Origin of the sequence: Nostocoides sp. (assembly GCF_037045025.1) — a bacterium.
Lineage (GTDB): Bacteria > Actinomycetota > Actinomycetes > Actinomycetales > Dermatophilaceae > Nostocoides_A.
In genome coordinates this window covers 211350-236295 of the sequence record NZ_JBAOHM010000019.1, presented here as the reverse complement: position 1 = coordinate 236295, position 24946 = coordinate 211350, and the positions used below count along the sequence as shown (strand labels likewise).

Below are 24946 nucleotides of genomic sequence, written 5' to 3'. Positions count from 1 at the left end.
CACGCGCCCGCCGTCGCGCGACCCCGAGGCGCGCGGCGTCGTGCGGGCTGCATGCGCAGCGCGCCCGTCGCGTCCTTCTTCCGCCACGCCGGGTCGCGGAAGATCGTGTTGGCCGTCGACGGTCCGACGCTCGCCCGCGGAGAGCACGAACGGGAACTCCGCGTCGCGCGCGGCGGCGTCCTCGTGCGGCAGCGCCGCGAGCTCGTCGAGCAGCTCGGGGACCGCGAGGTGGACGCGTCCGTCCGGCGTGTCGATGCCGCCGCACGGGTCTCCTCGTACGGCGTCGACGGTGAAGGTCACGCCCTCGGGGTGCGCGAGGATCGCCTCGAAGAGCGCGTCGCCGCTCGCGTGCCCCGCCGCGCGCGCACCGACTCGGGGTAGGCCATGAAGCACGTCTGCGCGAGCGCCCCACACGCGCGGCGGCCGCCGCGCGCCCGTCGCCGAGCGTGGGACCGAGCGTCTCGTAGCAGCAACGAGCGGCGCGCATGCGCGCGAGCTCGGGGCGCGCGCCGAGCAGGCCCGAGGACATGCGCGTCGGCGAACGCGGCCCGCGGCCCGGCGCCGCGGCTCGCGCAGCGCCGCGAGGTCGTCGTCGGCGTAGGCGCCCGAGCGCGCGCACGAGGCGCCGGTGGATCTCGGGCTCGGGCAGCGTGCCCGGGCAGCGGGTCGAAGAGCGGCGCGCCGCAGCTGGAACGTGTTGCGCGGGGAACTCCAGGTTGAAGAACGCCGCCTCCCACTTCTCGTACTGCGACGGCGCGCGGGCAGCACGTAGTGGGCGAGCCGCGCGGTCTCGGTGAGCGCGACGTCGATGACCACCAGGCACGTCCAGCGCGCCGAGCGCCTCGCGCATCCGCGGCGAGTCGGGCAGCGAGTGCGCGGGGTTCGCGCTCTCGACGATCATCGCGCGAAACCGCTTCGGGTGGTCGGTCAGGATCTCGTCGGGGATCGCCGCCGCGGGGATGAGCCCGGTGATGATCGCGCTGCCCGCGTGACCGGGCGAGAAGCGCTCCGCGCGGCCACCGCCGCCGCCCGAGGCTCGCGAAGCGCGTGTGGATGTTCATCGCCGCCCTCGCTTGCCGAAGTTGCCGGTGAGGAGGTAGACGAGCTTCTCGAGGTACGAGCACGAGCGTGCTAGTGCGGGCTCTGCTGGATGCCGAGGTCCTCGAAGATCGACACGCTCGCGGCGCGGCCGATGCGCCGGCGCGACGGCGCGCACGTGCGTCTTCGGCGCACGCCCGCGACCGTCGCGTACGCGCGCGACCGGGACGTCGCGGAGCAGCGCCGGTCGAGCGCGTCGAGCCCGACGGCGTGTGCGCGTCGAGCCAGGCGTGGTCGACCAGGTCCTCCTCGACGCAGCACGCGCGAGCAGCGCGGCGAGGCACCACGCGTCGGTGCCGGGCCGCACCTGCAGGTGGATGGTCGGCCATCTGCGGCGGTCTCGGTGCGCCGCGGGTCGATCACGATCGAGCGCGCGCGCCGGGTCCTCGGCGATCTGCCTTGAGCACGACGCGCGCCCGCGGGAAGCCGTGGCGACTGCCACGGGTTCTTGCCGACGAACACGGCGACCTCGGCGTGCTCGAAGTCGCCCGACGGTGTGGCAGCGCGGGCGGCCGAAGAGCTGCCCGTCGACCCAGAACTCGCCCGTCTTCTCCTGCGCGAGCGCGTTCGACGCTGTACGCGCGACCCGAGCGCGGCGCGCAGGCGCGGCGCCGTAGCGCGCCGCCGAGGTGGTTCGCCTGCCCGCCGCCGCCGTAATAGAAGATCGACTCGCCGCCGTGCGCGTCGCGCACCGCGCCGAGGCTGCGCGGCGACCTCGCGTGATCGCCGTGTCCCAGTCGATCGCCTCGAAGCGTGCCGTCGGGGCGGCGGCGCAGCGGGCGTGGTGAGCCGGTCGCGGTCCGTTCTGGTAGTGGTCGAGCCGCAGGGCCTTCTCGCAGGTGTAGCCCTGCGACGCCGGGTGCGCTGCGATCGCCGCGGATCTTCGCGAGCGCGCCGCCCCTCGGTGCGCACCTCGATGCCGCAGTTGATGCTGCACAGGATGCACGCCGTCGAGCGCCACCCGCCCTCGGTGGAGTCGTTGGGTTCGGTCATCCGCCGACCGTACTCCCGATCGCCCGCGCGCGTGGAGCGGCAGCCGCGCAGGCCCACCCTGCGAGGAAATTCTCGCGCTCGCGCCCCCGCGGTCGCGGCGCACCTCCGCGGCCATCGGTGGAGCGAGCGAGAACGGCGGACGTTCTGGTCGTGGGCGCTGGGGTGATCGGGGTCTCGATCGCGCGTGAACTCCGCCGGCGACACGGCGGGCGCGTGGACGGTGCTAGAGGCCGAAGGCCGCGCGGGGCTGCACGCGAGCGGGCGCAACAGCGGGGTGTTCGGCACGCCGGGGTGTACTACGCGGCCGGCTCGCTCAAGGCGCGGCTCTGCGTCGAAGGCAACCGCCGCATGCGCGACTACTGCGACGCCCGGGCGATCCCGTACACCGCCCGCGGCAAGGTCATCGTGATCCGCGACGAGTCCGAGCGCGCGGGGCTCGACGAGCTCTACAAGCGCAGCACCGCCAACGGCATCCGCATCGAGCGCATCGACGCCAAGGCCCTCGCTGCCATCGAGCCCTCGGCCCGCACCCACGACACCGCGCTGCACGTGCTCGACACCGCCGTGGTCGATCCGCGCGCCGTCATGGCCGCGATGGTCGACGACGCCGTGCGCGAGGGCGTGACGTTTCGGTACGACTGCCGCTGGCTCGGGCACGGGGGCGGCGTCGCGCGCACCACGCAGGGCGAGGTCGGGTACGGGCACCTGGTCAACTGCGCGGGCCTCCACGCCGACACGGTCGCCCACGCCGAGGGCGTCGGGCTCGCGTACCGGCTGCTCCCGTTTCGCGGCGGATTCTTCGAGCTGTCGCCCGCGTCGGCGGTGCGCTGCAACGGCAACATCTACCCCGTTCCAGACCTCAGAAACCCCTTTCTGGGCGTGCATTTCACGCGTCGCCCCGACGGGGTGGTGACCGTGGGGCCGACCGCCCTGCCGCTCCTCGGGCGCGAGCAGTACGAGGGACTGCGCGGCATCCGGGCCGGCGACGCCGCGTGGATGTCGCGCTTTCTCGCCCACCTGTTCGCGCACAACACCGATCACTTCAGGGCCCTGGCGCTCACCGAGGCGGCGAAGGTCACCCGCCAGGGCTTCTTTCGCGCCGCGCGCGCGCTCGTCGAGGGGCTCAAGCCCGAAGACCTCTTGCCCGGACGTTAGGCCGGCATCCGCGCGCAGCTGGTGGACACCGCGCGCATGACGCTCATTCAGGACTTTCTCATCGAGCACGGCGAGCGCTCGACGCACGTGCTCAACGCCGTCTCGCCCGCGTTCACGTGCTCGCTGCCCTTCGCGGAGGTCGTCGTCGATCAGATGGACGCGCGCTGAGGCACTCTACGGGGTCACCGAGAGCGTCGCTGCGCCGCGGACGTTTACGCGCAGCCAGCCGGTGGTGGGGTCGTAGTTCCAGCAGTCGCGGCAGCCGGCGGAGAGCGCCGCGGGGGCGTCGGCGCGGGTGAGGGCGTCGCCGGTCGCGCGCGTCACGGCCGACACCGTGGACGACGGATTCGCTCGGTGGCGAAGGTCGATTTCGATGCGGAGCTCATCGACCGGGGCCGTCGGGGCGAAGGTCACCGTGAGCGCTGCCGCCGACTCGTGCACAGAGACGCCCGCCGCCGCCGCGTCGCCCGCCGGGATCGCCCGCGCCCGCACGATCGTCGCCCGGTCGGTCTCGTCGACCACCGCGGGGTCGTCCGTCGCCGAGAGCGTGTCGACGTCCGAGGCCATCATCGGGATCACCGCGCCCTGCCGCATGAACAGCGCGGGCCGCCCGATCGGCGCGGGCACCGTCACGTCTGTGGGGCCGGTGTGCGCGGTGCCGTCGAACCAATGCACCCACGTTCCGGGGGGGATGTGCACCCTGCCGCGTCGTCGCGCCCGCCGTCGACCACCGGGGCCACGAGCAGGTCGTCGCCGAGGAGTGTACGCGTCCGCGTCGCGCGCGCGCCGGGTCCGACGGAAACTGCGATCGCCAGCGGGCGCACCGTGGGGGTGCCGTCACGCGCAGCGCCCGCGGCCAGCAGCCGGAAGTACGGCACGAGGTCGTTGTGCAGCCGCGCGAGCGCTCGGTACGTCGTCGGTGGCGTCGGCGTCGTAGCTCCAGGGGTTGTGGTTGTCTCCGCCGCCGCCGAGCTGCATCAACGGGCGAGAGCGCGGTGTGCTCGGCCCAGCGCAGCAGCACCTCGCGCGTCGGCCGCCCGCCCGCGGTAGCCCCCGGTGTCCGACCCGAACGCAGGAAACCCGCTGCACTGACAGCGAGATGCAGCGCGTGCACCGCCGCCGGGAGGCCGCCCACCTGACCGCTCCTCGTGGCGGCGAAAATCGTTGTCGAGGTCGCCCGGCCACACCACGTCGGCGACGCGCTGCCCGCCGTAGCTCGACGCGCGCACGAGCAGAAAGCCCTCTCCGCATCGCAGGCCTGGTCGAGCGCGTCGCGGTAGGCGCCGTGGTAGCCCTGCGGGTAGAGCCTGCGCCGCCCGTGCGCTCGGTCTCGCCCGTTCGAGAAGCTGAATCCGCGGGCGGCGCCCCGGCGATCTCGGGGATCACGTCTTCGCCGTAGTCCAGCTTGAACCTCGCGCACGCCCATCGCGACGAGGGGCCGCGACGCGCGAGGTCCAGAAGTTCCGCGCCGGGGTCGAGCTGAAATCCACCAGCGCCCCGCGGGAATCGCCCATTCCCCCAGCGCTGCCGGGGTTGGCGGGCGAGACGAACGGCGAGCCGTCGGAGAGCGTGCAGGAGCCAGTGCATGGTCGCGCGCCTGCACGAACAGCCGCTCGGCGGTGTTGGCGGGCGTCGCGCCGGGCGCCACCGCGTCGAGGTACGGCGTGCTCCACAAGAGCACCTTGATAGCCCATGCGCGCGAGCTCCCGCAGGAGCGCCGGCGGGTCTGGGAAGCGCCGCGTGTCGAACGCGTGGGAGTTGTACGAATCCTCCCAGGGGTTGTCGATCCACAGGGTGCTCACCGGGATGTGCTCGGCCCGGATCCGCCGGGCGTCTTCGAGCGCCTGCTCGGCGTTCGCCCACTCGTTGCGCCAGTGCATGCGGGCCGAAGACCCACGGGGGCGGGGTGCGCGCAGCCGCCAGCGTCCAGGGTGTAGTCCGCGATCACCCGCACGGGTCGAGGCGTCTGCGTAGAGGTGCACCGTCGCGCGGCAGCCTTCGAAGGTCGCGCGAGAGGGTCGAAGGGTCGGTCGCGCCCACGTCAAACGCCCCGGCCTCGCGCGTCTCCACAAACATCCCGTACGCCCGCGTCGACACCACGAACGGAACCGGCACGTGCGCCTCGTTGGTCCCCGAGGCGACGCGGGTGTCGAGGTGCAGCTGCATCGGGACGACCTCGCCGCGCGCATCGACGTGGCCGAAGCGCTCGCCGAGGCCGTGGTAGCCGCCGTCGTCCGTGGCGAGGTTCACCCGGATCATCGCCGCCTCGCGGGTGGCGCAGGCGTCGACGGTGAGGGTCGCGCCCTGCGGGGTGAGCGCGAGCGTGGCGGTGAGGGCGTCGCCGTCGCCGCCCGCGAGCGTGACGGCGCGCGTGTCGGGCGACGGGGTGCGCGCGTCGGTGACCCGCGACGGAGAGACCCACGTGATGTCCGGCGGGTCGTGCACGCGGGGGTCCGAGAAGCGCGTCGGGGAGGAGCCCCCGGCGCGCGTTCCGATTTCGATGAGGGGGGTGGCGGGGGGCGAGGCGAACCAGGGCGCGCCGTCGAGGTGGCGGACCGAGAGCCGCAGCGGGGCCGCGGCGAGGGCGTACACCGCCCGCCCGTCGCGGAGTTCGAGCGTGGTGGTCGGCGCCGCGAGCCCGTCGGGCAGCGCCGGGAGGTCGGCGGCTGCGTCGCGCGGAAGGGTGGCGTCCGGGGCCGCGGGTGTCGGGTCGGAGCAAGCGCACAGCGCCGTCGCGAGCGCCCCCAGGAGGGGCCGCGCCGTGCGAGGGCGGGTCACTCCTTGGCCTCGGGCACGTCCGTCGCCGCGGTCCTTGAGCCACTTGCGGAAGTCGTCTTTGTCGATGGCCTTCTCGAGCCCGGCGAGCGGCTCGATCGTGTCGGTCTTCGACGAGGGCGCTTGCAGGGCGTCGTCCATGGCGATCATGCCGTCGCGCTTGCCGAGCTTGATGAGCCCGGAGATCTGGTGGGTCTTGCCCTCGCGGATCATCGACGACATCGCGTTGGCGAGCTGAAGAGGATCTCGACGGCGGCCACGCGCCCGCCGCCCTTCTTGCGCAGGAGCTGCTGCGCCACGACGCACTTGGTCACCGACGCGAGCGTCCCGCGCACGCCGGGCTGCTTCTCCGCGGGGAAGACGTTGATGATGCGGTCGATGGTCTTCGCCGCGGAGTTGGTGTGCAGCGTGCCGAACACCAGCACGCCGGTCTCCGCGGCGGTGAGGGCCATCGAGATGGTCTCGAGGTCGCGCATCTCGCCCACGAGCACGGCGTCGGGGTCCTCGCGCACGGCGGCGCGCAGCGCGGTCGAGAAGCTCTTGGAGTGCGGGCCCGACCTCGCGCTGTGACATCAGCGACTTCTTGTTCGGGTGCACGAACTCGATCGGGTCTTCGATGGTGACGAAGTGCATCTGCCGCGTCTCGTTCATCTCGTTGATGATCGCCGAGAGCGTGGTGCTCTTGCCCGAGCCCGTGGGGCCCGTGACCAGCACGAGGCCCGAGCGCATCGCCACGACCTTGCGGATGCACTCGGGGAGCCCGAGCTGCTGCGACGCGTCATGAGCTTCGTCGGGATGATGCGGAACACCGCGCCCATGCCGCGCTCCTGCTTGAACAGGTTCACGCGGAAGCGCGCACACGCCCGGGCACCTCGTAGGCGAAGTCGACGTCGCCGTTGTCGAGGTAGTCCGCCCAGAGGTGCGGCGGGGCGATGGGCTCGAGGAGCTGCGTGTAAGTCGTCGTCGTCGAGCGTGCGGTAGCGGATGGGCTCCATGCGCCCGCCGAGGCGGAAGATGGGCGGGCGGCCGCACGGAGAGGTGCAGGTCGCTCGCGCCGCGGTCGTTCATGAGCTTCAAGAACCGATCGATGCGGCTCGTTCCGATCTTGATCTGGGGCTTCGCTGCGCCCGCTGCGCGCTGCCGCCGCGGCCGCCGCCGCCGCCGAGTCGGGCGGGACGAAGGCCTGCGTCGGAGCCTTGGGCGTCGGCTGCGCAGCGGGCGGCGCCGCAGCGGGCGGGGACATCGCAGGGCGCTCGGTGGAGACCCGCTCGGTGGAGACCCGCCGGTGGCGACCCGCTCGCCGGGTGCGGCGTCGCCCGGCGGGTGCGGCGCGGGTGCGGCGGAGGGGCGCGGCGGGGCGCCGACGGAGGGGCGCTGCGAGGGGTGGCCGTGCTCGTGGCCGTGGCCGTGGCCGTGGCCGTGGGGGGCGTGCGGGTGACGGGTCATGCGGGTTGCGCCTCCTGGGGCCTGGCGTCGTTGAGGCGGGCTTCGAAGAGTCTCTTTCTTCTCGGCGCGGGCGTAGGCGGTCTCGGCGGTGATGAGCCCCGCGTCGAGCAGCTCCTCGAGGCTCTGGTCGAGCGTCTGCATCCCCGCGCGCGCGGGAGATCTGCATCACGCTCGGGAGCTGGAAGGTCTTGTCCGTCGCGGATGAGGGTGCCGACGTTCATGGTGCCCTTGAGCACCTCGTAGACGGCGACGCGCCCCTTGCCGTCGGCGCGCGGCACGAGCGACTGCGACACGACGTACTTGAGGCTCTCCGAGAGGCCCATGCGCACCTGCGGCTGCTCGTCGGGCGGAAAGCTCTCGATCAGCCGGTCGACCGTGGCGACGGCAGCTCGTCGTGTGGAGCGTCGCGATCACGAGGTGGCCCGTCTCCGCGGCCATGAGCGACATGCGGATGGTCTCGACGTCGCGCATCTCGCCCACCATGATCACGTCGGGGTCCTCGCGCAGCGCGCCGCGGAGGGCGCGGGCGAAGCTCTGCGTGTGGCGCCCCACCTCGCGCTGGTTGACCAGCGAGTTCTTGCACCGGGTGCACGAACTCGATCGGGTCCTCGAGGGTGATGACGTGGTCGCTCTTGGTCTCGTTGATGAGGTTGATGATCGCCGCGAGGGTGGTGCTCTTTCCGCCGCCCGCGGGGCCCGACACGAGGATCAGCCCCTGGTGGTAGTCGAGCAGCTCGGTGAGCTGGCCCGGGCAGCCGCAGGTCCGCGAAGGTCGGCGGGATGTTCGGGATGCACCGGAACGACGCGCACACGTCCCCTTGCGCTGCACGAAGGCGTTGGCGCGGTAGCGCCCGACGCCCGGGATCGGCGTGGCAGAAGTCCACCTCGCCCGCGCGCCTCGAAGATGCTTGCGGCGCACCGGGTCGAGGATCTCGAGCGATCATCGCGCGGGTCTGCGTGCTCGTCGAGGGGTTGGGTGTCGAGCGCGCTCGACCATGCCGTTGATGCGGAAGAACGGCGGCTCGCCCACGCGTGATCGTGGATGTCCGACGCGCCCCTGCTCGCGCGCCATCGCCAGCAGCCGGTCGATCGGGCCTCGAGATCTCGCGCTGGAGTGCACCGCCGCCGTGGCGCTTCTCGCTGCCGGTCGCCGACCGTGCCGTGAACTCGCGCAGCGAGCTCGGCCGCGCGCGTGCGGACCTCCTGCGAGGTGTCGGTCTTCGACGACCTGCTTGAGCAGCTGTGCCGAGGCGCGGGTCTTTCGAGCGCGCGCATCGCCTGGATGCACCTCCAGCCGCACCTCGGGCCGCTCGTCTTTGAGCAGCGCCCACCAGCGCGCGCAGCGCGTGCTCGCCGCCGATGGTGCCGAGCGCGTCGATCGCGGCCCAGCGGGTGTCCTGGTCGTCGAGGGCCTTCACCAGGTGCGGGACCACCCGCTCGTCCTTGAGCTTGCCGAGCGTCTCGCACGCGGTGATGCGCAGCCACCAGTCCGGGTCGTCGAGGAGCTTGACCACCGGCCCGACGAGCCGCGGGTCTTCGAAGTGCTCGCAGAGCACCAGGGCCTGCATCCGCACGTCGTCGTCGTCGGTGCTCGAGGAGCGCCGCCGCGGGCCGCAGCACCGTCGTCGCCGAAGGTCTTGAGGGTGTTCAGGATGCGCGTGCGCAGCCACCCCAGCAGCGAGCGGCACGTGCTGCAGGATCTCGAGCACGCACCGTCGTCCGGCGGAGCCCGTGGAGAGCAGGAGCTCCGCGGCCGTCCGGCGGATCGAGTCGTCGCCCTCGGAGAGCATCTTCATAGAGCTTGCGGGCGCACCTCCTCGGGCGCGCGCTCGCCGCGGCCTTGCGCACCGTGCCGTCAGTGCAGTGCGAGCGCACCGCGGCGTTGTCCGTGCGCGAAGCGGTCGAGCATCAGGTCGAGGACGTCGTCGGTCCGGAGTCCGCGCCCGAGGCAGCCTCGATCGCGCGCTCGCGGAGGCGGTCCTCGGGGTCCTTGCGCGAGCCTCCATGAGCAGGGCCTTGCGCTGGCGCGCGCCGCCCTTGTCCGTCACCAGCGCGGTTGAGCGCCGTGCACCCGCATCGGGCCCGGGCGCCTCCTTCACCGCGCGCTCGGCGTAGGCGCGCGCGCATCTCGGACGGGAGCTCGAGCGCCACCTCCCACCCGAGGCGCTGCCGCATCGGGCGAGGCGTCTTTGATGCAGCGCCTCGATCGCGGGGCGCGATGTGCCTCCGGCCCGGATGCGCGATCGATCACGCGCACGCGCGAAGGCCCGCGCCGCCGGTGCCCTGCGACTGCATCTCCGTGACCAGGAGCCGCGACACGGCACTTGGCGTCGGCGCGCAGCACGAACATCGGCGCGACCGCGTTGCGGCATCGACGGGTCGCGCGCTCCAGAGGAGCGGGATGAGCTCGCCGGCTTTGAGTCCGGCGTCCTCCCGCAGCGACGTGAGGAGCTGGTTCTTCTCGTCCTCGTCCTTCCAGTTGGAGGCCAGCAGGCGTTGAAGCGGTGAGCGAGATCCAAACAGTGGCAGCGCCATGGCGGGTCGCAAGGGAGTATAAACGCCACCCGCGCAACGGCTGCGCGCAAAGAACCGCCGTCGCCTTCGCCGCCTCGGGCCGCGGCACCCCCACCGCCGCGCCCGAAGGGGCACCGTCAACCAGGAGAGATCACATGGGACGCTTCACGCTCACGCACGAGTTCAACTGTTCGGTCGATACGTTCTGGCGCGTCAATTTCGACAAGGACATGAACCTGGCCCTCTTCAAGGACGGCCTCGGGTACCCGGAGTACACCAACCTGGAGCAGCGCGAGACCGACGCGGAGATCTTCCGTCGCACCGTGGCGACCCCGAAGATGGAGATCCCGGGCGCGATTCAGAAGGTGCTCGGGTCGGGCTTTCGCTTCACCGAAGAGACCACGTTCAACAAGTCGACCAAGGTGTCGTCGTTCAAGGGCATCCCGAGCACGATGGCCGACAAGCTCAAGACGCACGGCACGATCCGCTGCGAGCCCGCGGGCGCGGGTCGCTGCCGCAGGATCATCGAGATCGACAACACGGCCAACGTGAGCTTCCTTCTGAACTCTACGCTGGAGGGCTTCGGCTGAGAAGTCCATGCGCGACGCCTACGACCGCGGCGCGCAGTTCATGGCGAAGTGGATCACCGACAAGAGGTTCTCGCCGGCACCTGACCGTCGCCCCCATCGATCGCCGCGCGGACGGCGAAAAACTCGACCGCGTCGTGCGCGTGTCGCAGTAGCCTCGCGGACCTCCGCACGATGACCCCACACGATCCAGAGCTAGTCGACGCCGTGGCCCAGGCCTTCGGGCCGGGCGCGCACCTTGAGTCCGTGGGCGCGCCGAATCGGCCGACGCGTCCAGCCGGTGCTACCAACGCCTCACCCTGTCGGGCGCGCCCGAGCCGGACGGCGCCATCGCGATGCGCTTCTCCGCTCCGAGCGCGCCACCGCGTCGGACGAGGCCACCGACGGCGCACCGCCCGCGCGGATGCCCTTTCTGGTGGTGCAGTCCGAGGCCCACGCCCGCGGGGTGCGGGCGCCGCGCGTGCTCGCCGACCTCTCGGCCCGCGGCTGCGTGCTGCTCGAAGACCTCGGCGACGACACCCTCTTTCGGGTGCTGCACCGCACCGAGCGCGCCGGCTGGGATGACCCTCTACGAGCGCGCCGTCGACCTCTTGGCCGACTGGCAGCGGGCGTTTCCGTTCAGGGAGGGGTCGGGTGCGACGGGGCTGGTGTACAGCCGCACCTTCGACCGAAAGCTCATCCGCTGGGAGCTCGATCACTTTCGCGAGCGGGGCCTTGAGGCCTGGCGCCGCCCGCTCACCGAGGATCAGCGCGCCGGCCTCGACGCCGAGTTCGACGCGCTCTCCAACGTCGTCGCGGCCATGCCCCGCGTGGTCATGCACCGCGACTGGCAGAGCAAGAACCTCATGCTCCACCGCGGGGCCTTCGTCGTGATCGACTTCAAGACGCCCTGGTGGGCCCGGAGCCCTACGACCTCGTGGCGCTCCTGTGCGACTCGTACACCTCGCTCTCGCTCGACGAGCAGCGGGCGCTGATCGCGCGTCACTGCGCCAACACGGGCGTCACGGGCGAGGCCGCCGATCGCTACGCCCACCGCTTCTGGACGCAGGCCGCCCAGCGCAAGCTCAAGGACGCCGGGCGCTTTGTCTACATCGACCGCGTGCGCAGAACCCATCGTTTCTGCAGTACATCCCCGCAGAGCGTGGTGTACGCCGACCGGGCGCTGTCGCTGCTGCCCGAGCGCGCAGCACTCCGGGCGAAGCTCCGTGCGATCGCGCCCGACTGGTTCGGGGCGTAGCGGATCGCCTGCGGGGGGGCGAGCATCAGTAGGGGCAACGGCGTGCCGAGGCCGCGGGGGTCGCGTTGGGGCAACCGGCGTGCCGAGGCCGCGTGAGCGTCGCGTTGGGGCAACGGCGTGCCGAGGCCGCGGGGGTCGCGTTGGGGCAACCGGCGTGCCGGGACCGTGTCATTCGTCCGCCGGGTTCACGGCGATGAGGGGCGTGTGGGATGGAGGGATCGGGATGGCCGTTCACCGGGCGCTATTGTTGCGGACCACCCCACAAGGGGGTTCCCCACGATGGCAACGAGCAAGGCGTTGTCGCAGGTCGTACCCCTCGGCGCGACGACGGTGGTGTGGCCCACAAACCAACGCAACGGGCGGTGAATTCCCGATCGTTCGGAGCCCCCTTGCGGGGCGGGTCGCAACAATAGCGCCCGGTGAACGGCCATCCTGCGTGTCTCCATCACTGCGCGCCCCTGCATCGCCGTGAACCCGGCGGACCCCGGACACGGCCCCGCACGTCGGTTTCCCCAACGCGACCGTCCGCGGCCTCGGCACACCATGTGCCCCAACGCGACGTCGCGCGGCCTCGGCACGCCATCCCCAACGCGCCGTGGGCGGCCTCGGCACACCATTGCCCCATCGCACCGCCCGCGGTCCCACACGCAGTCCCCAACGCGCCGTCCGCGGTCCGCACGCCATTGCCCCAACGCGCCGTCCGCGGTCCCCGCGCACCATTGCCCAACACACCCCCGGCGGCCTCGGCACGCCGCCCAACGCACCCCCAGTGGGCGCGCGTTCCCCAACGCAACGTCCGCACGCCCAACACGCCATGGCCCCATCGCAACGTCCGCACGCCCAACACGCCGTTGCCCCACCGCGTCGTCCGCGGCCAACGTCATCGGGCGGCCGGGCAGCGGCTTCGAAGCCCTTGTCGTCGCGCGGGCAGCGCCTCGGCGTGCGGGGGTTCGGTGTCGGGCAGCGACACCGCGGGGGATGTCTGCGCCCGGGCCGCGAGCGGCGGGTGCCTGCCCGACCCCGGGCAGCGGGGGGAGGGCGGCGGGTCGGGCGGCGTCAGGGGGTGGGGGCGGGGGGGGCATCGTCGGGCAGCGGGGCGGCGTCGTCTGCCGCGGTGTTGTCCGCCGGGTGGCGGTCCAGGAGCGCCTGCCCGAACGGCGCCCGCAGCGCGTTGCAGCTTCGCCTTGAGCAGCGGGTCGGCGGCGTCGTCGAGCTTGAGGTCGAGGCCCTCGATGCAATGGTTGAAGCGCGCCGCGCAGGCGTTGATCGCGAACCGCAGGCGCTTGGAGGGCGGCGGTCATCGCGCCTCCGGCCTTGCGAAGGCCGTGGTCGAGGGCGTCGGTGGCGACGGCGATGGCGTCCACGTACGCCGTGAGCCCGAGGCTCTTGAGCACGCCTTCAGCGGCGGGCGGCGGGCGAGGGCCACCTGCGTCCGTCCGAAGTCCACTTCGGCCTCGTAGTCGAGCCCGGTCATGGCGGTCGTATCCGTCTTCGCAGAGGGCGTCTTGCGCTTGCCGGGCGTGGGCCACGACGGTGCCGTCGTCGTCGAGGAGCTTGAGGGCGAGGGCGGCCACGAGGCGGCGCTCGCTCGCGTCCCACGTTCGCGTCGAGCGGGTCGAGGGGATCGCCGGTCTGCACGACCAGCAGCCGCTCGATGGCCGAAGACAGCGAGCGTCGGTGGTCCTCAAGCACCACGCGCAGGTCGGCTTCGTCTTTGTGGCCGAAGTCCTTCTGAAGGGTGGACCAGGGCTCCCGCTCCAGGGTGGCGGCGAATCCCGTGAAGGCCGGGGCTTTGAGTCGTGCGAATCCGTAGCTCATGGGACGATGGCTCCTCTCTCAGGGTCACGCTGCCAGACGGGCCGACAGAGCCCGCAACGAAAAAACCATCGATCCTCCCGCCCGCTGGTGAGCGGTGGGGAGGCTCAGGGCGCGATCAGCGCCACGCGGCGGTGGCTGGGCGCCTCGACGGCGATCTGCCGGCCCGAGGCCACGGCGGTGAGGTGCTCGTACTCGGTCACCGCGAGGGCGCTGGCGCGCACCGAGCGTCCGAGCGCGACGGCGGCGTCGGTGACGCGCGCGGCGAGGGCCACCACGGACTGCACCTCGGCGGCACCCGGAGACATCTGCACCACCACCACGCGCCCGGCCGCGACGCCCACGCAGCGGTCGGCGCGGTCGCCGCCGAGGCCGACGGCGGCGCGAGACACCCAGCCCGTCGCGGTGTGCACCGTCACCACGCAGTGGTTCACGCCGACGCCCTCGTCGATGAGCACGAGCCGGTCGTCGTCGCCGTCGCCGTCGACGCCTCCGCGGTGGTCGTCGAGATCACCTGGAGGCCCGCGCGCACGGGCCGCTCAGGGCGAGCTTCGGGCGTGGCGTTCTGGGCGGCGGCGGCGCGCGGGGCGAGCAGGGCCGAGAGACACACGCTGCGAGCCAAAGGGTGGGGGCAGCGAACCAACGGAGCGGAGGGTGGGGCGTTGCATGGGAGGGGTGTGTTCCTTCTGGTATTCGGGCGGGGGCGTCAAAGGGGGGCGGCCGCAGGGTTCGGGCGGCGAGGCGCCAGACGCGACGGCCCCCGCGGGAATTCACGCCGCCACGCGACGGAGCGCGCTTCGAAGTGGACAGGTCGGGGCCACGGGGCCGCTGGCGCGGCGCTCGGCGTCCAGCAGGGCCTTGGAGTGCTCGGCCAGCATCCACGGCGACGCGCCGCCGCTCGCCCTTGATCCGCGCTGGATGGCCATGTCGATCGTAGGCGGTGGTCTGGTGGCGCATCCACGCGATCACCGCCGCCTCGGCGCGCTCGGCCACCGGGATGCGCTCGGTGCGGGCGACGGTGCCGCTGCCGACGGGGGTGGCGTGCGCCGTCGCCGTCGACGGCGTCGGCCAGCAGCTCACGCCAGCGCGGCGTGACGGGGATCAAAGCGCCAGGTACGCGAGCACGGCGCCCCGAAAGTCGTCGACGTAGGCCGCCTGCTTGCGCTCGCGCGAGGCCCGCGCCGGCGTCGAGCTTGCCGGGCGTACGCGGGGTCGGCGCGCTCGGTGTCGAGGGCGGCGCGCAGGCCGCGTCGATGCGCGCGGCGGGCGCCCACACGCCGCGGGAGAACACCCGTGCGGCCGACCTTCTCTTCGACCGTCCACGAGTGGGCCCGGCGGCCTTCACACGGCGGGTGAGGCCCGGCGTCGCCCGGCGGGCAGCAGCGCCCACTCGGTGGGGACCTGGAGGAGCTTTCCGTCGGCGAGGACGGAGCGCGGCGAAGGGCCTGCGCGCACGGTGCGTGTCTCGGTGGTCATCGTCCGGGCCGACACTACACACGCCCGTCGCACACACGGAAATCCCTGCAATCCCCGCGGTGCGGTTCTGCTAGCGTCGCCGCCCTCGACGATGCGTACCTCTGCCCTTTCGATCCTGTGCGTCCTGGCTGCGTCGTGCGCGGCCCACCCTCACACGCCCACGACCGCTCCGACGAGCGGCGCGCACGGGCCCTCGCGGCTGCGCTTCAACCAGCTCGCGCTGCGGCTCGGGGTTCCGCTGTTCTGGGCGCGCGACACCAACGGAAACCACACCCCCGACCCCGACGAGGTGCGCTCGCTGCGGTTCTACCCGACCGCGGAGGTGTGGGTGCGTGATGGGCAGCTTCACCCCCGCGTTCGACCAGGCGCTCGCGCGCATTCGTGCGGAGGATGCCGCGCCTGCGCCGAGCGACGCGCGCGTGCGGCTGGTGACCACGGAGCTCGACCACGCGGCGCCGACGCTGGTGGACTCCGACCTCGCGGACCTCCCGCCCGCGCACCGTGCGTTCGCGCGGCGGATGCTGACGGTGGCCGAACACATCGACGCGCTCTACGCGCAACAGTCGGGGATGACGGCCCTGGCGGCGCGGGTGCAGACCACGGATCCGGCCAGCCAGGCGCTGTTTCGCCGCAACTGGGGGCCGCGGTGCCTCGGCGCGCTCACCGAGCACGAGGCGGCGTGCTCGGCCCTCGACGGAGCGCCCCGTCAGCCGGTGGACGTGTACCCCGCGGCGCTTCAATCGAGCGACGGGTTCTGCCACGCGCTGGAGCAGCGGTTCGACGCGACGGCGCTCTTGAGCCCGTTCACGGTGGTGCGGGGGAGGGCAGCGCGCTCACGGCCGTTCCGTACACGCAGGCGTACGCGGCGCCGATGCGGGCGGTGGCGGGCGAGCTGCGCGCGGCGGCGGATGCGATGACCGACCCCGAAGAGACGGCGCTGGTGGCGTACCTGCGCGCGGCGGCGACGGCGTTCGAGAGCAACGACTGGGGACCGGCCGACGAGGCGTGGTCGCGCATGAACACCCGCAATTCACGGTGGTATGTGCGGGTCGCGCCCGACGAGACGTACTGGGAGCCGTGCAGCCAGAAGGCGGGCTTTCACCTCACGTTCGCGCGGATCAACCGGGCGTCGCTCGCGTGGCAAGACCGCCTCGCAGCCAGTGCAGGGCGACATGGAGCGCGCCCTCGCGGCGCTGGTTCCGGGGGACTACACGGCGCGGCAGGTGGCGTTTCACATGCCGGATTTCATCGACATCGTGGTGAACGCGGGCGACGACCGGGATGCGTTCGGCGCGACGATCGGGCAGAGCCTGCCGAACTGGGGCGCCGGTGACGGCCGAGGGGCGCGGGCGCACGGTGGCGATGAGCAACCTGTACACCGACCCGGACAGCGCCGAGCGGCACCGGGCGCGGGCGGCGTCGCTGCTGACGGCGGCGGCGATGGAGAGCTTCACCGACGACGCGACGCCGGGGCTGCTCTCGACCATCCTGCACGAGGCGACGCACAACCTCGGCCCTGCCAACGAGTACCGCTTCGCGGGCCAGCACCGCGGAAGAAGCCTTCGGCGGCGGAATGGCCTCGATGCTCGAAGAGCTCAAGGCGCAGAGCGGGGGCTTGTACTTCATCGACTGGCTGCGCACGCGGCACGTGATCGACGACGCGATGGCGCGGCAGGTGTACGTCGATTCGATCGTGTGGGCCTTCGGTCACATCGCGGCGGGGATGTACACGCCGAGCGGCGGGCGCAAGGCGTACAGCCAGCTCGCGGCGGTGCAGATCGGGGCGCTGCTCGACGACGGCGCGCTGACGTGGAGCCCGGACGCGCAGGCGGCGGATGGGACGCACCGCGGGGCGTACTCGATCGATTTCCGCGCGGCTGCCGGGGGCGTGCGAGCGGCTGATGGCGCGGGTGCTGCGGATCAAGGCGCGCAACGACCGCCCCGCCGCCGAGGAGATGGCGCGGCGCTACGTGGACGGAGACCGCATCCCGCAGGCGCTGATGACGGAGCGGTACAACGCGTTTCCGCAGGTGTCGTTTGTGTATGCGGTGAACGCTGGGGAGTGAACGGGAGGGACGAAGGTCGAGCGCGCACCGTCTCGCGCGGCGCAGCGAGCTCGGGCCTTTGTTGTGGGCCCCCTGCAGCTCCTTCGGGTACCCGATCGTGGCGGTGGGGCAGCGCTCGCCCACGTCGGTCGCGCGGTCGCGCGTGTCGGTCTGTCGCTCGTACACCTCGTGCTGCGCGGCATGGATCACCACGAAGAGCAGCGAGAGGGGAAGAGCCCTGCGGCGATGGGCCCAAAGTCCTTCGCGTCGCCGTGCAGGAGCGCCCGGTCTTCGAGGAAGGCCTCGTGCGTGGCGTACGGAGGCATCTGGCCCTCGGCCCAGTCCCAGGGGCAGGTCCAGGGCGAGCGCACTTGAAACGCTGGAAATTCCATATGAATGGAAGACGAACCGATGAAGCGGACCGCCGGCTGAAGCCGGATCCTGGGAGTGGGTCCGCCCCGCCTGCGCGGGGCTTTCGGGCGACGGTTTCCGAAGCCTCAAATCAGACGCACAGGCTCAATGCCACGGAGGATTCGCGCCGCTCGCCTTGCCGCGACGGAGCCCCGCGCAGGCGGGGCGGACCCACTCCCAGGATCCGGCTTCAGCCGGCGGTCCCGCTTCATCGGTTCGTCTTCCATTCATATGGAATTTCCAGCGTTTCAAGTGCGCTCGCCCTGAGGGCCGGGTGTGGGGTCCAGCCCCGCCCCTACGCTCGATCAACGACTCTGTCCGTAGGGGTGGAGCTTGCCCCACCCGAAATACTGAACTCAATCCATATGGGAATTCAGGCGATTTTGACGCGCTGGCCCTGGGGCGCTGCCACGGGTGGCAACGCCGGGGCTGCGAGCCGATGGCGCGCAACGACCCCATGTCTGAACGGGGTTCACGCGCGAGACGACGGGGCTCAAGGTCGTTCATGCTCGCGCCCACCATGCGATCCCGAGCCCCGCTCTTGTTCGTGTTGGTTGGGTGCAGCGCCGCGCGCCCGACTGCGCCGCCGAGCGCCGCCCGCGAGGTCGCCGCGCCCGTCGACGCCGCGGCCGTGGACGACGTCGCGCCCACCGCCGACGCAACCGCCGATGCCCGCACGGCCGACGCCCCGAGCGCGCTCGCGGCGATCGGAACGGTCTCAATCGCGCTTCCAGACGGAACGAGCGTGACGCTGGACGCGCAGCACCCGGAGTACACGACGACGGCGACGCTCGGCGCGACCGCGGGGGGCGAGGCCATCCCGTCGACGCCGATGGGCAACGGCAGCGACCCTTTTCACGCCGACGTGGACGACGGACCGGGGCCTCCCCCGGAGAACGCGTTGAGGGTCCCTCGGCAGACCACGGATTTTCGCGTGACGATCACCGGGAGTGTTCCGGTGTTGTCGCTCGGTGTGGCGGGCGCCGCGCGGCGCGGGGCTGTGGGTGCAGCGGCAACGTCCCGGCCTCGAAGTGTCGGCCCTGGTCGGTGGAGGCCGCGTGACCACCGCCACCCTGCGCCAACCGCCCGAAGGGGCGTTCTCCGTCACCCCCGTCTCGCCGACCTCAGGCCGCGGGGTCGTGGCCCTCCGCTTCTCCCTCGGAACGCCCTCCCCACCGCCCGACCCGGGGCCCAGCGCGCCCCCGCCGGGCGTGGTGTACGCGAGCTTTCACGCCGAGGGCGGAGACCAGTGCCCCGCATGCGAGCGCTGGTCGGTGCGCCTTCGCGGGGCGGTCACGCAGAGCGTCCCCGCGGGGCGGGCCGAGGTCGCGCAGTGGCTCTACCAGACGACCGCGCGGCTCGCGGGGCCCGAACGAACGCGCGGGGTTCCAGGCGATGACCTCGGGCGGCAACGAGGATGCGTACGCCTGGCGCGTGCGCGCGCAGGGAGCTTCGTGGATCGTCGAGCACGGCGTGTCGTCGAGGGCCTGGCGACGGGTCGGGGCCTTCACGCTGCCCGCGGGCGCGACGCTGGAGCCCGATCCCGACGGCGTGTACCAGTGACGGCGTGACCAACGCCGGTGGTCGGTGAGGGCCACGAGACCCTCATCGGGGCTCTTGACCGTCGGCCCGCGCACCCGCTACGCAGAGGTGTGGACCTCCGCCCGCCACGTGGCGCACGTGCCTCCCTCGCGGCGCTCCTGGCGACGCTCGCGTGTTCGTCCCTGCCGAGCGTCGATCCCGACGCCGCTGAGCGCGCGTGCGCGGCCACGTCGGGGCGCGCGTGGTGCGATGCTCGATGCGTCACGATCGCCGAAGACGCGGCCCACTGCGGGGGGTGCGGGCGCGCGTGCGGCGCGGGGGTGTCCTGCGTCGACGGGGGCTGCACACGGCGCTTTGTCGAGCTGTCGTTGCGCTTTCGGCACACCTGCGCGGTCGAGGTCGGCGGCGCCGTGTGGTGCTGGGGGTCCAACGCGTCGGGGCAGGTGGGCGACGGCAACGAGGCGCTCGCGCAGCCGCGTCCGTCACGGGTGCCCGACCTCTCCGCCACGCACGTCTTCGCGGGGATGGACGACACCTGCGCGCGCGCCGCAGACGACACGCTGCGCTGCTGGGGCACCAACGCCGGCGCGCAGCTCGGTACGGGCGAGACGTCACGATTGAGCACCGCGCCCGTCACCGCGCGCGGCGTGGTGCGCACCGCGGCGATGGCCCTCGGCGCGGCGTTTTCGTGCGGGGCCGACGACGACGGCGCGGCGCTGTGCTGGGGCTCGAACGAGTGGGGGGGGCTCGGCGACGGGCGCTCCGGGGCGCGCCAGCCCGTCGCGCCGCGCGGACTCACGGGCGTCACGCAGCTCGGCGCCGGGTGGGGAACGCCTGCGCCCTCGCCGACGGCGCCGTGTGGTGCTGGGGCAGCCGTGGGTTCGCGCAGATCGGCGACGGCGTGATGACCCCGATCACGGGCGTGCGCACGACCCCAGTGCGCGTGCGCTCCGAGGCGACGACCGCGCTCGTCGTGGGCAACACCCACACCTGCGCCCTCGCCGAAGACGGCGCCGTGTGGTGCTGGGGCGAGAACGTCTACGGCGTCGCGATGAGCACCGAGGCCGACCGACGGTGGACGCCCGAGCGGGTCGCGGACCTCGACGCCGTCGCCCTCTACGGCGGCTTCGGGACGTGGTTCGCCCGCCGCCGCGACGGCGCCCTCGTCGGGTGGGGACAGAACGACCACGGCCAGCTCGGGGTCGCCGGGCGCCCCACGCACCCCGTCGAGGTGCTCCCCGCGCTGGCGTCGCGCGTGGCCACGATCGTCGCGGGCGAGACGCACGCCTGCGCGCTGCTGACCGACCAGACCCTGCGCTGCTGGGGCGGAAACTCCCTCGGCCAACTTGGCACGGGCGCGGTCGGCCCCGACGCGCGCGATCCCGCGCCGCTCGCGTGGTGACCGAGCGACCATGGCGCGACGCCTCGCACCACTGCTCCTCGTCACCGCGCTCGGGTGCTCGTCGCTGCCGACGGGCGGGGGCGCGACGCGTCCGTCGATGCGGCCGACGCGGCGCCGTGCGACGGCGTGACCTGCGACGGGGGCGCTGCGTCGACGTGACGCGCGACCCCGCCCACTGCGGCGCGTGCGCGAACGCGTGCGGCGAGGGCGTCGGATGCATCCATTTCTGCTCTTAATCTTTGTGTTTACGGGGCAAAATATTTGGAGTCAGTGTACGAATGCTTCTCAGTTCGGGACAGTAACGGCTCCAACAAATACAAGTCCAGTCACCATCACCACCTGTGCGTTTGCCGGTGGTACAGCACCATCAATGGCGCTGTTGCTGGTAGTACCTATTTGTTTAATGCAACAGGAGGGGCCTCCAATTATATCACGATCAGACAGGGTACCCCCGGTGGTACGGTGCTTGGTTTTGGTACACCGCCGCTGTCAGTAACCTGTACCTCTTCTGGTCCTTTGTATCTTCATTATAATACAAATGCAGCTTGTGGTACTGATGGCAGTTGTCATACCGGAACAATAACCTGTACAAGTTGTGCGGGCCCTACGGATCCTTGTACTACAATAACCAATATCGCTGCTTGCGGTACTCCTACCACAGCAACGCTTGTCGGTGGGGGTTCCTGGAATACTACTGCTTGTGGATTCTCCACACCAGGCTCAGAAAAAATTTATTCATTCACTCCTGCTACTACAGGAGTTTATTCCTTGCAGGTAACGTCCACAAACTCAGGAGGCTTTATCGATTATTTTTATAAAGCAGCTTCAGGAGGATGTAGTTCAAGTGGTTGGACCTGTATTGATGATATCTTTAGCCCAGGTACTGCTCCTATCGGTACTTTAACAGCAGGAACAACTTATTATATCCTGATGGATTCTGAGACAAGTTCTTCCGTAACTCAAACCTTCCAGATCGTCTGTCTGGCACCACCACCTGCCAATGATCTTTGTGCCGGAGCGATTACAATTAATTGCGGCCAAACCCTGACTGGTTCTACTGCATTTGCTACATCGGATGCTGTAGCGACTTGCGGAACAACATTAAATACAGCACCGGGTGTATGGTATACATTTGCCGGTGATGGTTCCCAGACCACCCTGAGTCTTTGCGCATCATCTTATGATACCAAGATTGGCGTATTCAGTGGTAGTTGCGGCTCATTTACCTGTGTTACAGGTAATGATGACTTCTGCGGGACACGTTCACAGGTTACATTTAATACTGTTATTGGCACTACATATTATGTACTGGTTACCGGCTTCAGTACTAACAGCGGTAACTATTCCCTTACCAGAACCTGTATCTTCCCCTGTACCGGGGTGCCTTCACCAGGATTTTATTACACCAACAACTACTTCCGTATGTGTTGGTACATCGGTAACCCTGACCCTGAATAGCTTCCCCATTGCGACCGGTCTGAGCTTCCAGTGGAAAGAAGCGACTACGCCTGGTGGTACCTATACTAATATATCAGGTGCTACAAACACTACCTATACATTTACTGCAGCAGCTACCCGTTATTATGTATGTACAGTAACCTGTACCAATCCGGGTGGAGGTGCAGCTACTACTGCAGAAGTAGTGGTGAATGTGGGTAATCCGCAGCATAGCACGATTACTGCTACACCTAATAATAATATATGCTCTCCGGGATCATCTGTTATTACGGCTACCGCAACAGGTGGTATTGGAAACTATACCCATACGCTTACCGGACCCGGTACCATTGCGGCACCGGTTGTTTCAGGAGCGAATAATGCCAACGTAAGCTTTAACGTTACTAATATTCCGGCTGGTGTCAATACTTACACACTTACATCAACAGATGCTTTGGGCTGCTCTAAAGCATCAACTGTAACAGTTACTGTCAATCAGACACCGCTGATTACACTCACAACGACACCACCAGTTGGTCCTTGTTTATATACTTATGCAGGACCAGCAGTTCCCATCCCGGATAATAATGTAGCCGGTGTGAATATTCCGATTACAGTCAACGGACTGACAGGTTTGATCACCGATCTTAATTTTAAACTCAATGCCAACCCGGCCGGTACCTGTGATGTAAGTATCGGTAACGCCAATGCTTCAGTTGATCACACATTCAACGGAGATCTGGTGTTTACCCTTCGTTCACCTGCTGGTACAACCGTTACCCTGATTAATCAGCGTGGTGGCGGCGGAAATAATTTCTGTAATGTAGTATTGGATGATGATGGCGGTTTCCCAGCTACTTCTACTATGTCAGGCCTTGGAGCAATCAATGGTAATTTTGCTCCGGAAAGTGCGTTATCTGCCTTTGATGGTCAGAACGGTAATGGGGTGTGGATACTCAATGGGAGTGCCGCTCTGGAAGGGGCCGTCGCGATAGCCGCGCCCGGGCGTGACCGCATTGGCGATCGCGACCAGCGAACGGGAGACCGGCCCGAGGATCCGCCGGAACCACACCAGCACCGGAGCGGTCGCGAGCGCGACGGCGTCGGAGTGCTGGCGCCCGAGAGTGCGCGGCGAGACTCCGACGATCGCGAACGAGATCAACGTCATCACCGCGATCGCGATGAGCAGCGCGACCCAGAAGCCGTCGACCCAGGTGGCGACGGCCAGCGTGACGCAGAACGGCCGCCACCATCTCAAACACGGTGCGCAGGAACACCGCGACCGACAGATAGGGCGCGCTGTCTGCCAGGATGCGTTGCAGCGCAGCCGATCCGGCCCGGCCGTCATCGGCCAGTTCCTCGGCGCGCACCCGCGAGGAGCGAGCGATCGCGGCTTCGGACAGGGCGAGCAGGAAGGCGAAGAGGACTCCGCTGACGGCGGCGATGAGCAGGCGGACGGCCATGACCAAGCGCTCAGCGACCGCGTCCGCGTTGGGCGAGGAAGGTGAGCAGCAGCTGGCGCTGCAGCTCGAACATCTCCTTCTCCTCCTCCGCCTCGGCGTGGTCGAAGCCCAGCAGGTGCAAGATGCCGTGAGTGGTCAGCAGCAGCAGCTCCTCCTCGGTCGCATGCCCCGCCGCCAGCGCCTGGACCGCCGCCGACGCTCGGGCAGAGCACGATGTCGCCGAGCACGCCCTCCTCGGGTGGCTCGTCAGTCGCGTCCCGGGACGCAGCTCGTCCATCGGGAAGCTCATCACGTCGGTCGGCCCGGGCAGGTCCATCCACTTCTCGTGCAGGACCGCCATCGTGTCCTCGTCGACGAGCCGGATGCACAGCTCCGCCCGCGGATGCACCCGCATCTCGGCGAGCACATAGCGGGCGCAGTGCACCAACTCGGTCTCATCCAGGCCGATGCTCGGTCTCGTTGAGGACGTCGATGCTCATCGGGCGCTCCCGATCGGGCCGGGGACGCCGGGGCGCGACCGGATGCTGGCGCGGTTGTCGCTCGTCCCAGCGGCCGTAGGCGTCGACGATCTCGCCGACCAGCCGGTGCCGCACGACGTCGACGGAGGTGAGCATCGAGAAGTGCACGTCCTCGATGCCCTGCAGGATCTCCTGCACCACGCGCAGACCGACTTTGGGTCCCCCCCGGCAGGTCGACCTGGGTGACGTCCCCGGTGACGACCATCTTCGAGCCGAAGCCCAGCCGGGTCAGGAACATCTTCATCTGCTCCGGCGAGGTGTTCTGCGCCTCGTCGAGGATGATGAACGAGTCGTTGAGCGAGCGGCCCCGCATGAACGCCAGCGGCGCGACCTCGATCGTCCCGGCCGCCATCAGCCGCGGGATGGAGTCTGGGTCGATCATGTCGTGCAGCGCGTCATACAGCGGACGCAGATAGGGGTCGATCTTGTCGGTCAGCGTGCCGGGAAGGAAGCCGAGCCGCTCGCCCGCCTCGACGGCCGGCCGGGTCAGGATGATCCGGTTGACGTGTTTGGCCTGCAACGCGGCGACGGCCTTGGCCATCGCCAGATAGGTCTTGCCGGTCCCCGCCGGTCCGATCCCAAAGACGATCGTGTGCCGATCGATCGCGTCCACATAGCGCTTCTGGTTCAGCGTCTTGGGCCGGATCGTCCGCCCGCGGTTGGAGACGATGTTCATCGTCAGCACGTCGGCGGGCCGCTCGCTGGTGCGGGCGCGCAGCATACCGATCGAACGCTCGACCGCGTCCCGGTTGAGCGGCTGCCCGGCCGCGATGACCGACAACAGCTCGTCGATCGTCCGCTCGACGAGGGAGACGTCGTCGCTGGGGCCGCTCATCCGGAACTCGTTGCCGCGCACGTTGATCTCCACGGCCGGGAACTGGCGCTCCATGGTCCGCAGGAGTTCGTCGCGGGGTCCGAGCAGGGCGACCATCGACACCGATGGTGGAACCACGATGGTGTGCGTCGGGTGCTCGGGGTGGGCGTGCCTGCCCTCGGGATGGTGTTCGGTCATAACTGACTGCAGTCTACGGG

25 protein-coding genes and 7 pseudogenes are annotated in these 24946 nt (G+C 70.1%); 15 read left to right on the top strand and 17 right to left on the bottom strand.

Annotation, left to right across the window (positions count from 1 at the left end; genetic code table 11):
* The first annotated feature begins 51 nt into the window (after window positions 1–51).
* From V9G19_RS28235 to V9G19_RS28225, 3 genes are all read left to right on the top strand, one after another.
* The gene (locus tag V9G19_RS28235) at window positions 52–381 is read left to right on the top strand and encodes a hypothetical protein (RefSeq protein WP_462288685.1); all 330 of its coding nucleotides are present in this window, start codon (window positions 52–54) and stop codon (window positions 379–381) included.
* A gap of 1470 nt (window positions 382–1851) precedes the next feature.
* Entirely contained in the window at window positions 1852–3246 is a 1395-nt protein-coding gene (locus V9G19_RS28230) for an NAD(P)/FAD-dependent oxidoreductase (RefSeq protein WP_462288684.1), read from the top strand.
* Window positions 3247–3282: 36 nt separating this feature from the next.
* On the top strand, window positions 3283–3414 hold the full coding sequence (locus V9G19_RS28225) for a hypothetical protein (RefSeq protein WP_462288683.1): 132 nt from the start codon (window positions 3283–3285) through the stop codon (window positions 3412–3414).
* Between the two features lie 6 nt (window positions 3415–3420).
* On the opposite strand, the gene V9G19_RS28220 is transcribed toward V9G19_RS28225, so the two are convergent.
* From V9G19_RS28220 to V9G19_RS28185, 8 genes and pseudogenes are all read right to left on the bottom strand, one after another.
* Complete coding sequence (locus tag V9G19_RS28220) at window positions 3421–3945, bottom strand: hypothetical protein (RefSeq protein WP_462288682.1); 525 nt, start codon at window positions 3943–3945, stop codon at window positions 3421–3423.
* Window positions 3946–4628: 683 nt separating this feature from the next.
* Window positions 4629–5126 carry a TIM-barrel domain-containing protein gene (locus tag V9G19_RS28215; RefSeq protein ID WP_462288681.1) on the bottom strand — a complete coding sequence of 166 codons (498 nt, stop codon included), beginning with the start codon at window positions 5124–5126 and terminating at the stop codon, window positions 4629–4631.
* 64 nt (window positions 5127–5190) lie between these two features.
* Window positions 5191–6243, bottom strand: coding sequence for a hypothetical protein (locus V9G19_RS28210; protein WP_462288728.1), 1053 nt, complete (start codon window positions 6241–6243; stop codon window positions 5191–5193).
* Window positions 6231–6548: pseudogene (locus tag V9G19_RS28205) on the bottom strand (ATPase, T2SS/T4P/T4SS family); the annotation flags it as partial. The pseudogene V9G19_RS28205 and the gene V9G19_RS28210, both read right to left, overlap by 13 nt.
* 34 nt (window positions 6549–6582) lie before the next feature.
* Window positions 6583–7089: pseudogene (locus V9G19_RS28200) on the bottom strand (ATPase, T2SS/T4P/T4SS family); the annotation flags it as partial.
* A gap of 543 nt (window positions 7090–7632) precedes the next feature.
* A complete protein-coding gene (locus tag V9G19_RS28195; protein ID WP_462288680.1) occupies window positions 7633–8019 on the bottom strand; it encodes an ATPase, T2SS/T4P/T4SS family in 387 nt (128 codons plus the stop codon).
* A 52-nt stretch (window positions 8020–8071) separates the two neighbouring features.
* Window positions 8072–8296 (bottom strand): annotated as a pseudogene (locus tag V9G19_RS28190) (ATPase, T2SS/T4P/T4SS family); the annotation flags it as partial.
* 577 nt (window positions 8297–8873) lie between these two features.
* Window positions 8874–9257 (bottom strand): annotated as a pseudogene (locus tag V9G19_RS28185) (HEAT repeat domain-containing protein); the annotation flags it as partial.
* Window positions 9258–9268: 11 nt separating this feature from the next.
* Here V9G19_RS28185 and V9G19_RS28180 point away from each other — a divergent pair.
* Entirely contained in the window at window positions 9269–9475 is a 207-nt protein-coding gene (locus V9G19_RS28180) for a hypothetical protein (RefSeq protein WP_462288679.1), read from the top strand.
* A gap of 239 nt (window positions 9476–9714) precedes the next feature.
* Here the strand turns inward: V9G19_RS28180 and V9G19_RS28175 are convergent, their stop codons facing one another.
* Window positions 9715–10002, bottom strand: a complete 288-nt coding sequence (locus V9G19_RS28175) for a hypothetical protein (RefSeq protein ID WP_462288678.1) — start codon at window positions 10000–10002, stop codon at window positions 9715–9717.
* 134 nt (window positions 10003–10136) lie between these two features.
* Between V9G19_RS28175 and V9G19_RS28170 the strand changes: the two genes are divergently transcribed.
* The 3 genes from V9G19_RS28170 (at window position 10137) to V9G19_RS28160 (ending at window position 11805) form a co-directional block, all read left to right on the top strand.
* A complete protein-coding gene (locus V9G19_RS28170) occupies window positions 10137–10571 on the top strand; it encodes a DUF2505 family protein (protein WP_462288677.1) in 435 nt (144 codons plus the stop codon).
* Between the two features lie 332 nt (window positions 10572–10903).
* Window positions 10904–11542 carry a phosphotransferase gene (locus V9G19_RS28165; RefSeq protein ID WP_462288676.1) on the top strand — a complete coding sequence of 213 codons (639 nt, stop codon included), beginning with the start codon at window positions 10904–10906 and terminating at the stop codon, window positions 11540–11542.
* Window positions 11485–11805, top strand: a complete 321-nt coding sequence (locus V9G19_RS28160; RefSeq protein WP_462288675.1) for a hypothetical protein — start codon at window positions 11485–11487, stop codon at window positions 11803–11805. The genes V9G19_RS28165 and V9G19_RS28160 overlap by 58 nt, the downstream gene beginning before the upstream one ends.
* 1922 nt (window positions 11806–13727) lie before the next feature.
* Here the strand turns inward: V9G19_RS28160 and V9G19_RS28155 are convergent.
* Together V9G19_RS28155 and V9G19_RS28150 are read right to left on the bottom strand one after the other, a co-directional pair.
* Window positions 13728–14078 (bottom strand): hypothetical protein, encoded by a 351-nt coding sequence (locus tag V9G19_RS28155; RefSeq protein WP_462288674.1) that lies wholly within the window; start codon window positions 14076–14078, stop codon window positions 13728–13730.
* A 52-nt stretch (window positions 14079–14130) separates the two neighbouring features.
* The gene (locus tag V9G19_RS28150) at window positions 14131–14613 is read right to left on the bottom strand and encodes a DUF2293 domain-containing protein (RefSeq protein WP_462288722.1); all 483 of its coding nucleotides are present in this window, start codon (window positions 14611–14613) and stop codon (window positions 14131–14133) included.
* Here V9G19_RS28150 and V9G19_RS28145 point away from each other — a divergent pair.
* A complete protein-coding gene (locus V9G19_RS28145) occupies window positions 14561–14770 on the top strand; it encodes a hypothetical protein (protein ID WP_462288727.1) in 210 nt (69 codons plus the stop codon). The two genes, V9G19_RS28150 and V9G19_RS28145, sit on opposite strands and share 53 nt — an antisense overlap.
* A 191-nt stretch (window positions 14771–14961) precedes the next feature.
* Here the strand turns inward: V9G19_RS28145 and V9G19_RS28140 are convergent, their stop codons facing one another.
* A complete protein-coding gene (locus V9G19_RS28140) occupies window positions 14962–15096 on the bottom strand; it encodes a hypothetical protein (RefSeq protein ID WP_462288673.1) in 135 nt (44 codons plus the stop codon).
* 332 nt (window positions 15097–15428) lie between these two features.
* On the opposite strand from V9G19_RS28140, the gene V9G19_RS28135 reads away from it, so the two are divergent.
* Window positions 15429–16013, top strand: coding sequence for a hypothetical protein (locus tag V9G19_RS28135; protein WP_462288672.1), 585 nt, complete (start codon window positions 15429–15431; stop codon window positions 16011–16013).
* A 201-nt stretch (window positions 16014–16214) separates the two neighbouring features.
* On the opposite strand, the gene V9G19_RS28130 is transcribed toward V9G19_RS28135, so the two are convergent.
* Window positions 16215–16583, bottom strand: coding sequence for a hypothetical protein (locus tag V9G19_RS28130; RefSeq protein WP_462288671.1), 369 nt, complete (start codon window positions 16581–16583; stop codon window positions 16215–16217).
* 348 nt (window positions 16584–16931) lie between these two features.
* On the opposite strand from V9G19_RS28130, the gene V9G19_RS28125 reads away from it, so the two are divergent.
* The 6 genes and pseudogenes from V9G19_RS28125 to V9G19_RS28100 form a co-directional block, all read left to right on the top strand.
* Window positions 16932–17162, top strand: coding sequence for a hypothetical protein (locus tag V9G19_RS28125; protein ID WP_462288670.1), 231 nt, complete (start codon window positions 16932–16934; stop codon window positions 17160–17162).
* Between the two features lie 1785 nt (window positions 17163–18947).
* The gene (locus V9G19_RS28120; protein ID WP_462288669.1) at window positions 18948–19115 is read left to right on the top strand and encodes a hypothetical protein; all 168 of its coding nucleotides are present in this window, start codon (window positions 18948–18950) and stop codon (window positions 19113–19115) included.
* A 299-nt stretch (window positions 19116–19414) separates the two neighbouring features.
* Window positions 19415–19999, top strand: coding sequence for an RCC1 domain-containing protein (locus tag V9G19_RS28115; protein WP_462288668.1), 585 nt, complete (start codon window positions 19415–19417; stop codon window positions 19997–19999).
* Between the two features lie 17 nt (window positions 20000–20016).
* Complete coding sequence (locus tag V9G19_RS28110; RefSeq protein WP_462288667.1) at window positions 20017–20496, top strand: RCC1 domain-containing protein; 480 nt, start codon at window positions 20017–20019, stop codon at window positions 20494–20496.
* 462 nt (window positions 20497–20958) lie between these two features.
* Window positions 20959–21954 (top strand): hypothetical protein, encoded by a 996-nt coding sequence (locus V9G19_RS28105; RefSeq protein ID WP_462288666.1) that lies wholly within the window; start codon window positions 20959–20961, stop codon window positions 21952–21954.
* 184 nt (window positions 21955–22138) lie between these two features.
* A pseudogene (locus tag V9G19_RS28100) lies at window positions 22139–22831 on the top strand (proprotein convertase P-domain-containing protein); the annotation flags it as partial.
* A gap of 15 nt (window positions 22832–22846) precedes the next feature.
* On the opposite strand, the gene V9G19_RS28095 reads toward V9G19_RS28100, so the two are convergent.
* From V9G19_RS28095 to V9G19_RS28080, 4 genes and pseudogenes are all read right to left on the bottom strand, one after another.
* A complete protein-coding gene (locus tag V9G19_RS28095) occupies window positions 22847–23191 on the bottom strand; it encodes a CNNM domain-containing protein (RefSeq protein WP_462288665.1) in 345 nt (114 codons plus the stop codon).
* A 40-nt stretch (window positions 23192–23231) separates the two neighbouring features.
* Window positions 23232–23396, bottom strand: a pseudogene (locus tag V9G19_RS28090) (hypothetical protein); the annotation flags it as partial.
* A gap of 10 nt (window positions 23397–23406) precedes the next feature.
* Window positions 23407–23790, bottom strand: a complete 384-nt coding sequence (gene ybeY / locus V9G19_RS28085) for an rRNA maturation RNase YbeY (RefSeq protein WP_462288721.1) — start codon at window positions 23788–23790, stop codon at window positions 23407–23409.
* A 40-nt stretch (window positions 23791–23830) separates the two neighbouring features.
* Window positions 23831–24926 (bottom strand): annotated as a pseudogene (locus V9G19_RS28080) (PhoH family protein).
* Between the last annotated feature and the right edge of the window lie 20 nt (window positions 24927–24946).

What these genes read in the sequence shown, in the direction of transcription:
- V9G19_RS28120 (WP_462288669.1), top strand. Translation starts at nt 18,948, where the DNA reads ATGACCTCGGGCGGCAACGAGGATGCGTACGCCTGGCGCGTGCGCGCG.
- V9G19_RS28175 (WP_462288678.1), bottom strand. Translation starts at nt 10,002, where the DNA reads ATGGCGCTGCCACTGTTTGGATCTCGCTCACCGCTTCAACGCCTGCTG.
- V9G19_RS28235 (WP_462288685.1), top strand. Translation starts at nt 52, where the DNA reads ATGCGCAGCGCGCCCGTCGCGTCCTTCTTCCGCCACGCCGGGTCGCGG.
- V9G19_RS28140 (WP_462288673.1), bottom strand. Translation starts at nt 15,096, where the DNA reads ATGACCACCGAGACACGCACCGTGCGCGCAGGCCCTTCGCCGCGCTCC.
- ybeY (WP_462288721.1), bottom strand. Translation starts at nt 23,790, where the DNA reads ATGCGGGTGCATCCGCGGGCGGAGCTGTGCATCCGGCTCGTCGACGAG.
- V9G19_RS28210 (WP_462288728.1), bottom strand. Translation starts at nt 6,243, where the DNA reads ATGTCGTCGATGATCCGCGAGGGCAAGACCCACCAGATCTCCGGGCTC.
- V9G19_RS28225 (WP_462288683.1), top strand. Translation starts at nt 3,283, where the DNA reads ATGACGCTCATTCAGGACTTTCTCATCGAGCACGGCGAGCGCTCGACG.
- V9G19_RS28170 (WP_462288677.1), top strand. Translation starts at nt 10,137, where the DNA reads ATGGGACGCTTCACGCTCACGCACGAGTTCAACTGTTCGGTCGATACG.
- V9G19_RS28215 (WP_462288681.1), bottom strand. Translation starts at nt 5,126, where the DNA reads ATGCACTGGCGCAACGAGTGGGCGAACGCCGAGCAGGCGCTCGAAGAC.
- V9G19_RS28130 (WP_462288671.1), bottom strand. Translation starts at nt 16,583, where the DNA reads ATGGTCGAGAGCAGCCCCGGCGTCGCGTCGTCGGTGAAGCTCTCCATC.
- V9G19_RS28125 (WP_462288670.1), top strand. Translation starts at nt 16,932, where the DNA reads ATGGGACGCACCGCGGGGCGTACTCGATCGATTTCCGCGCGGCTGCCG.
- V9G19_RS28165 (WP_462288676.1), top strand. Translation starts at nt 10,904, where the DNA reads ATGCGCTTCTCCGCTCCGAGCGCGCCACCGCGTCGGACGAGGCCACCG.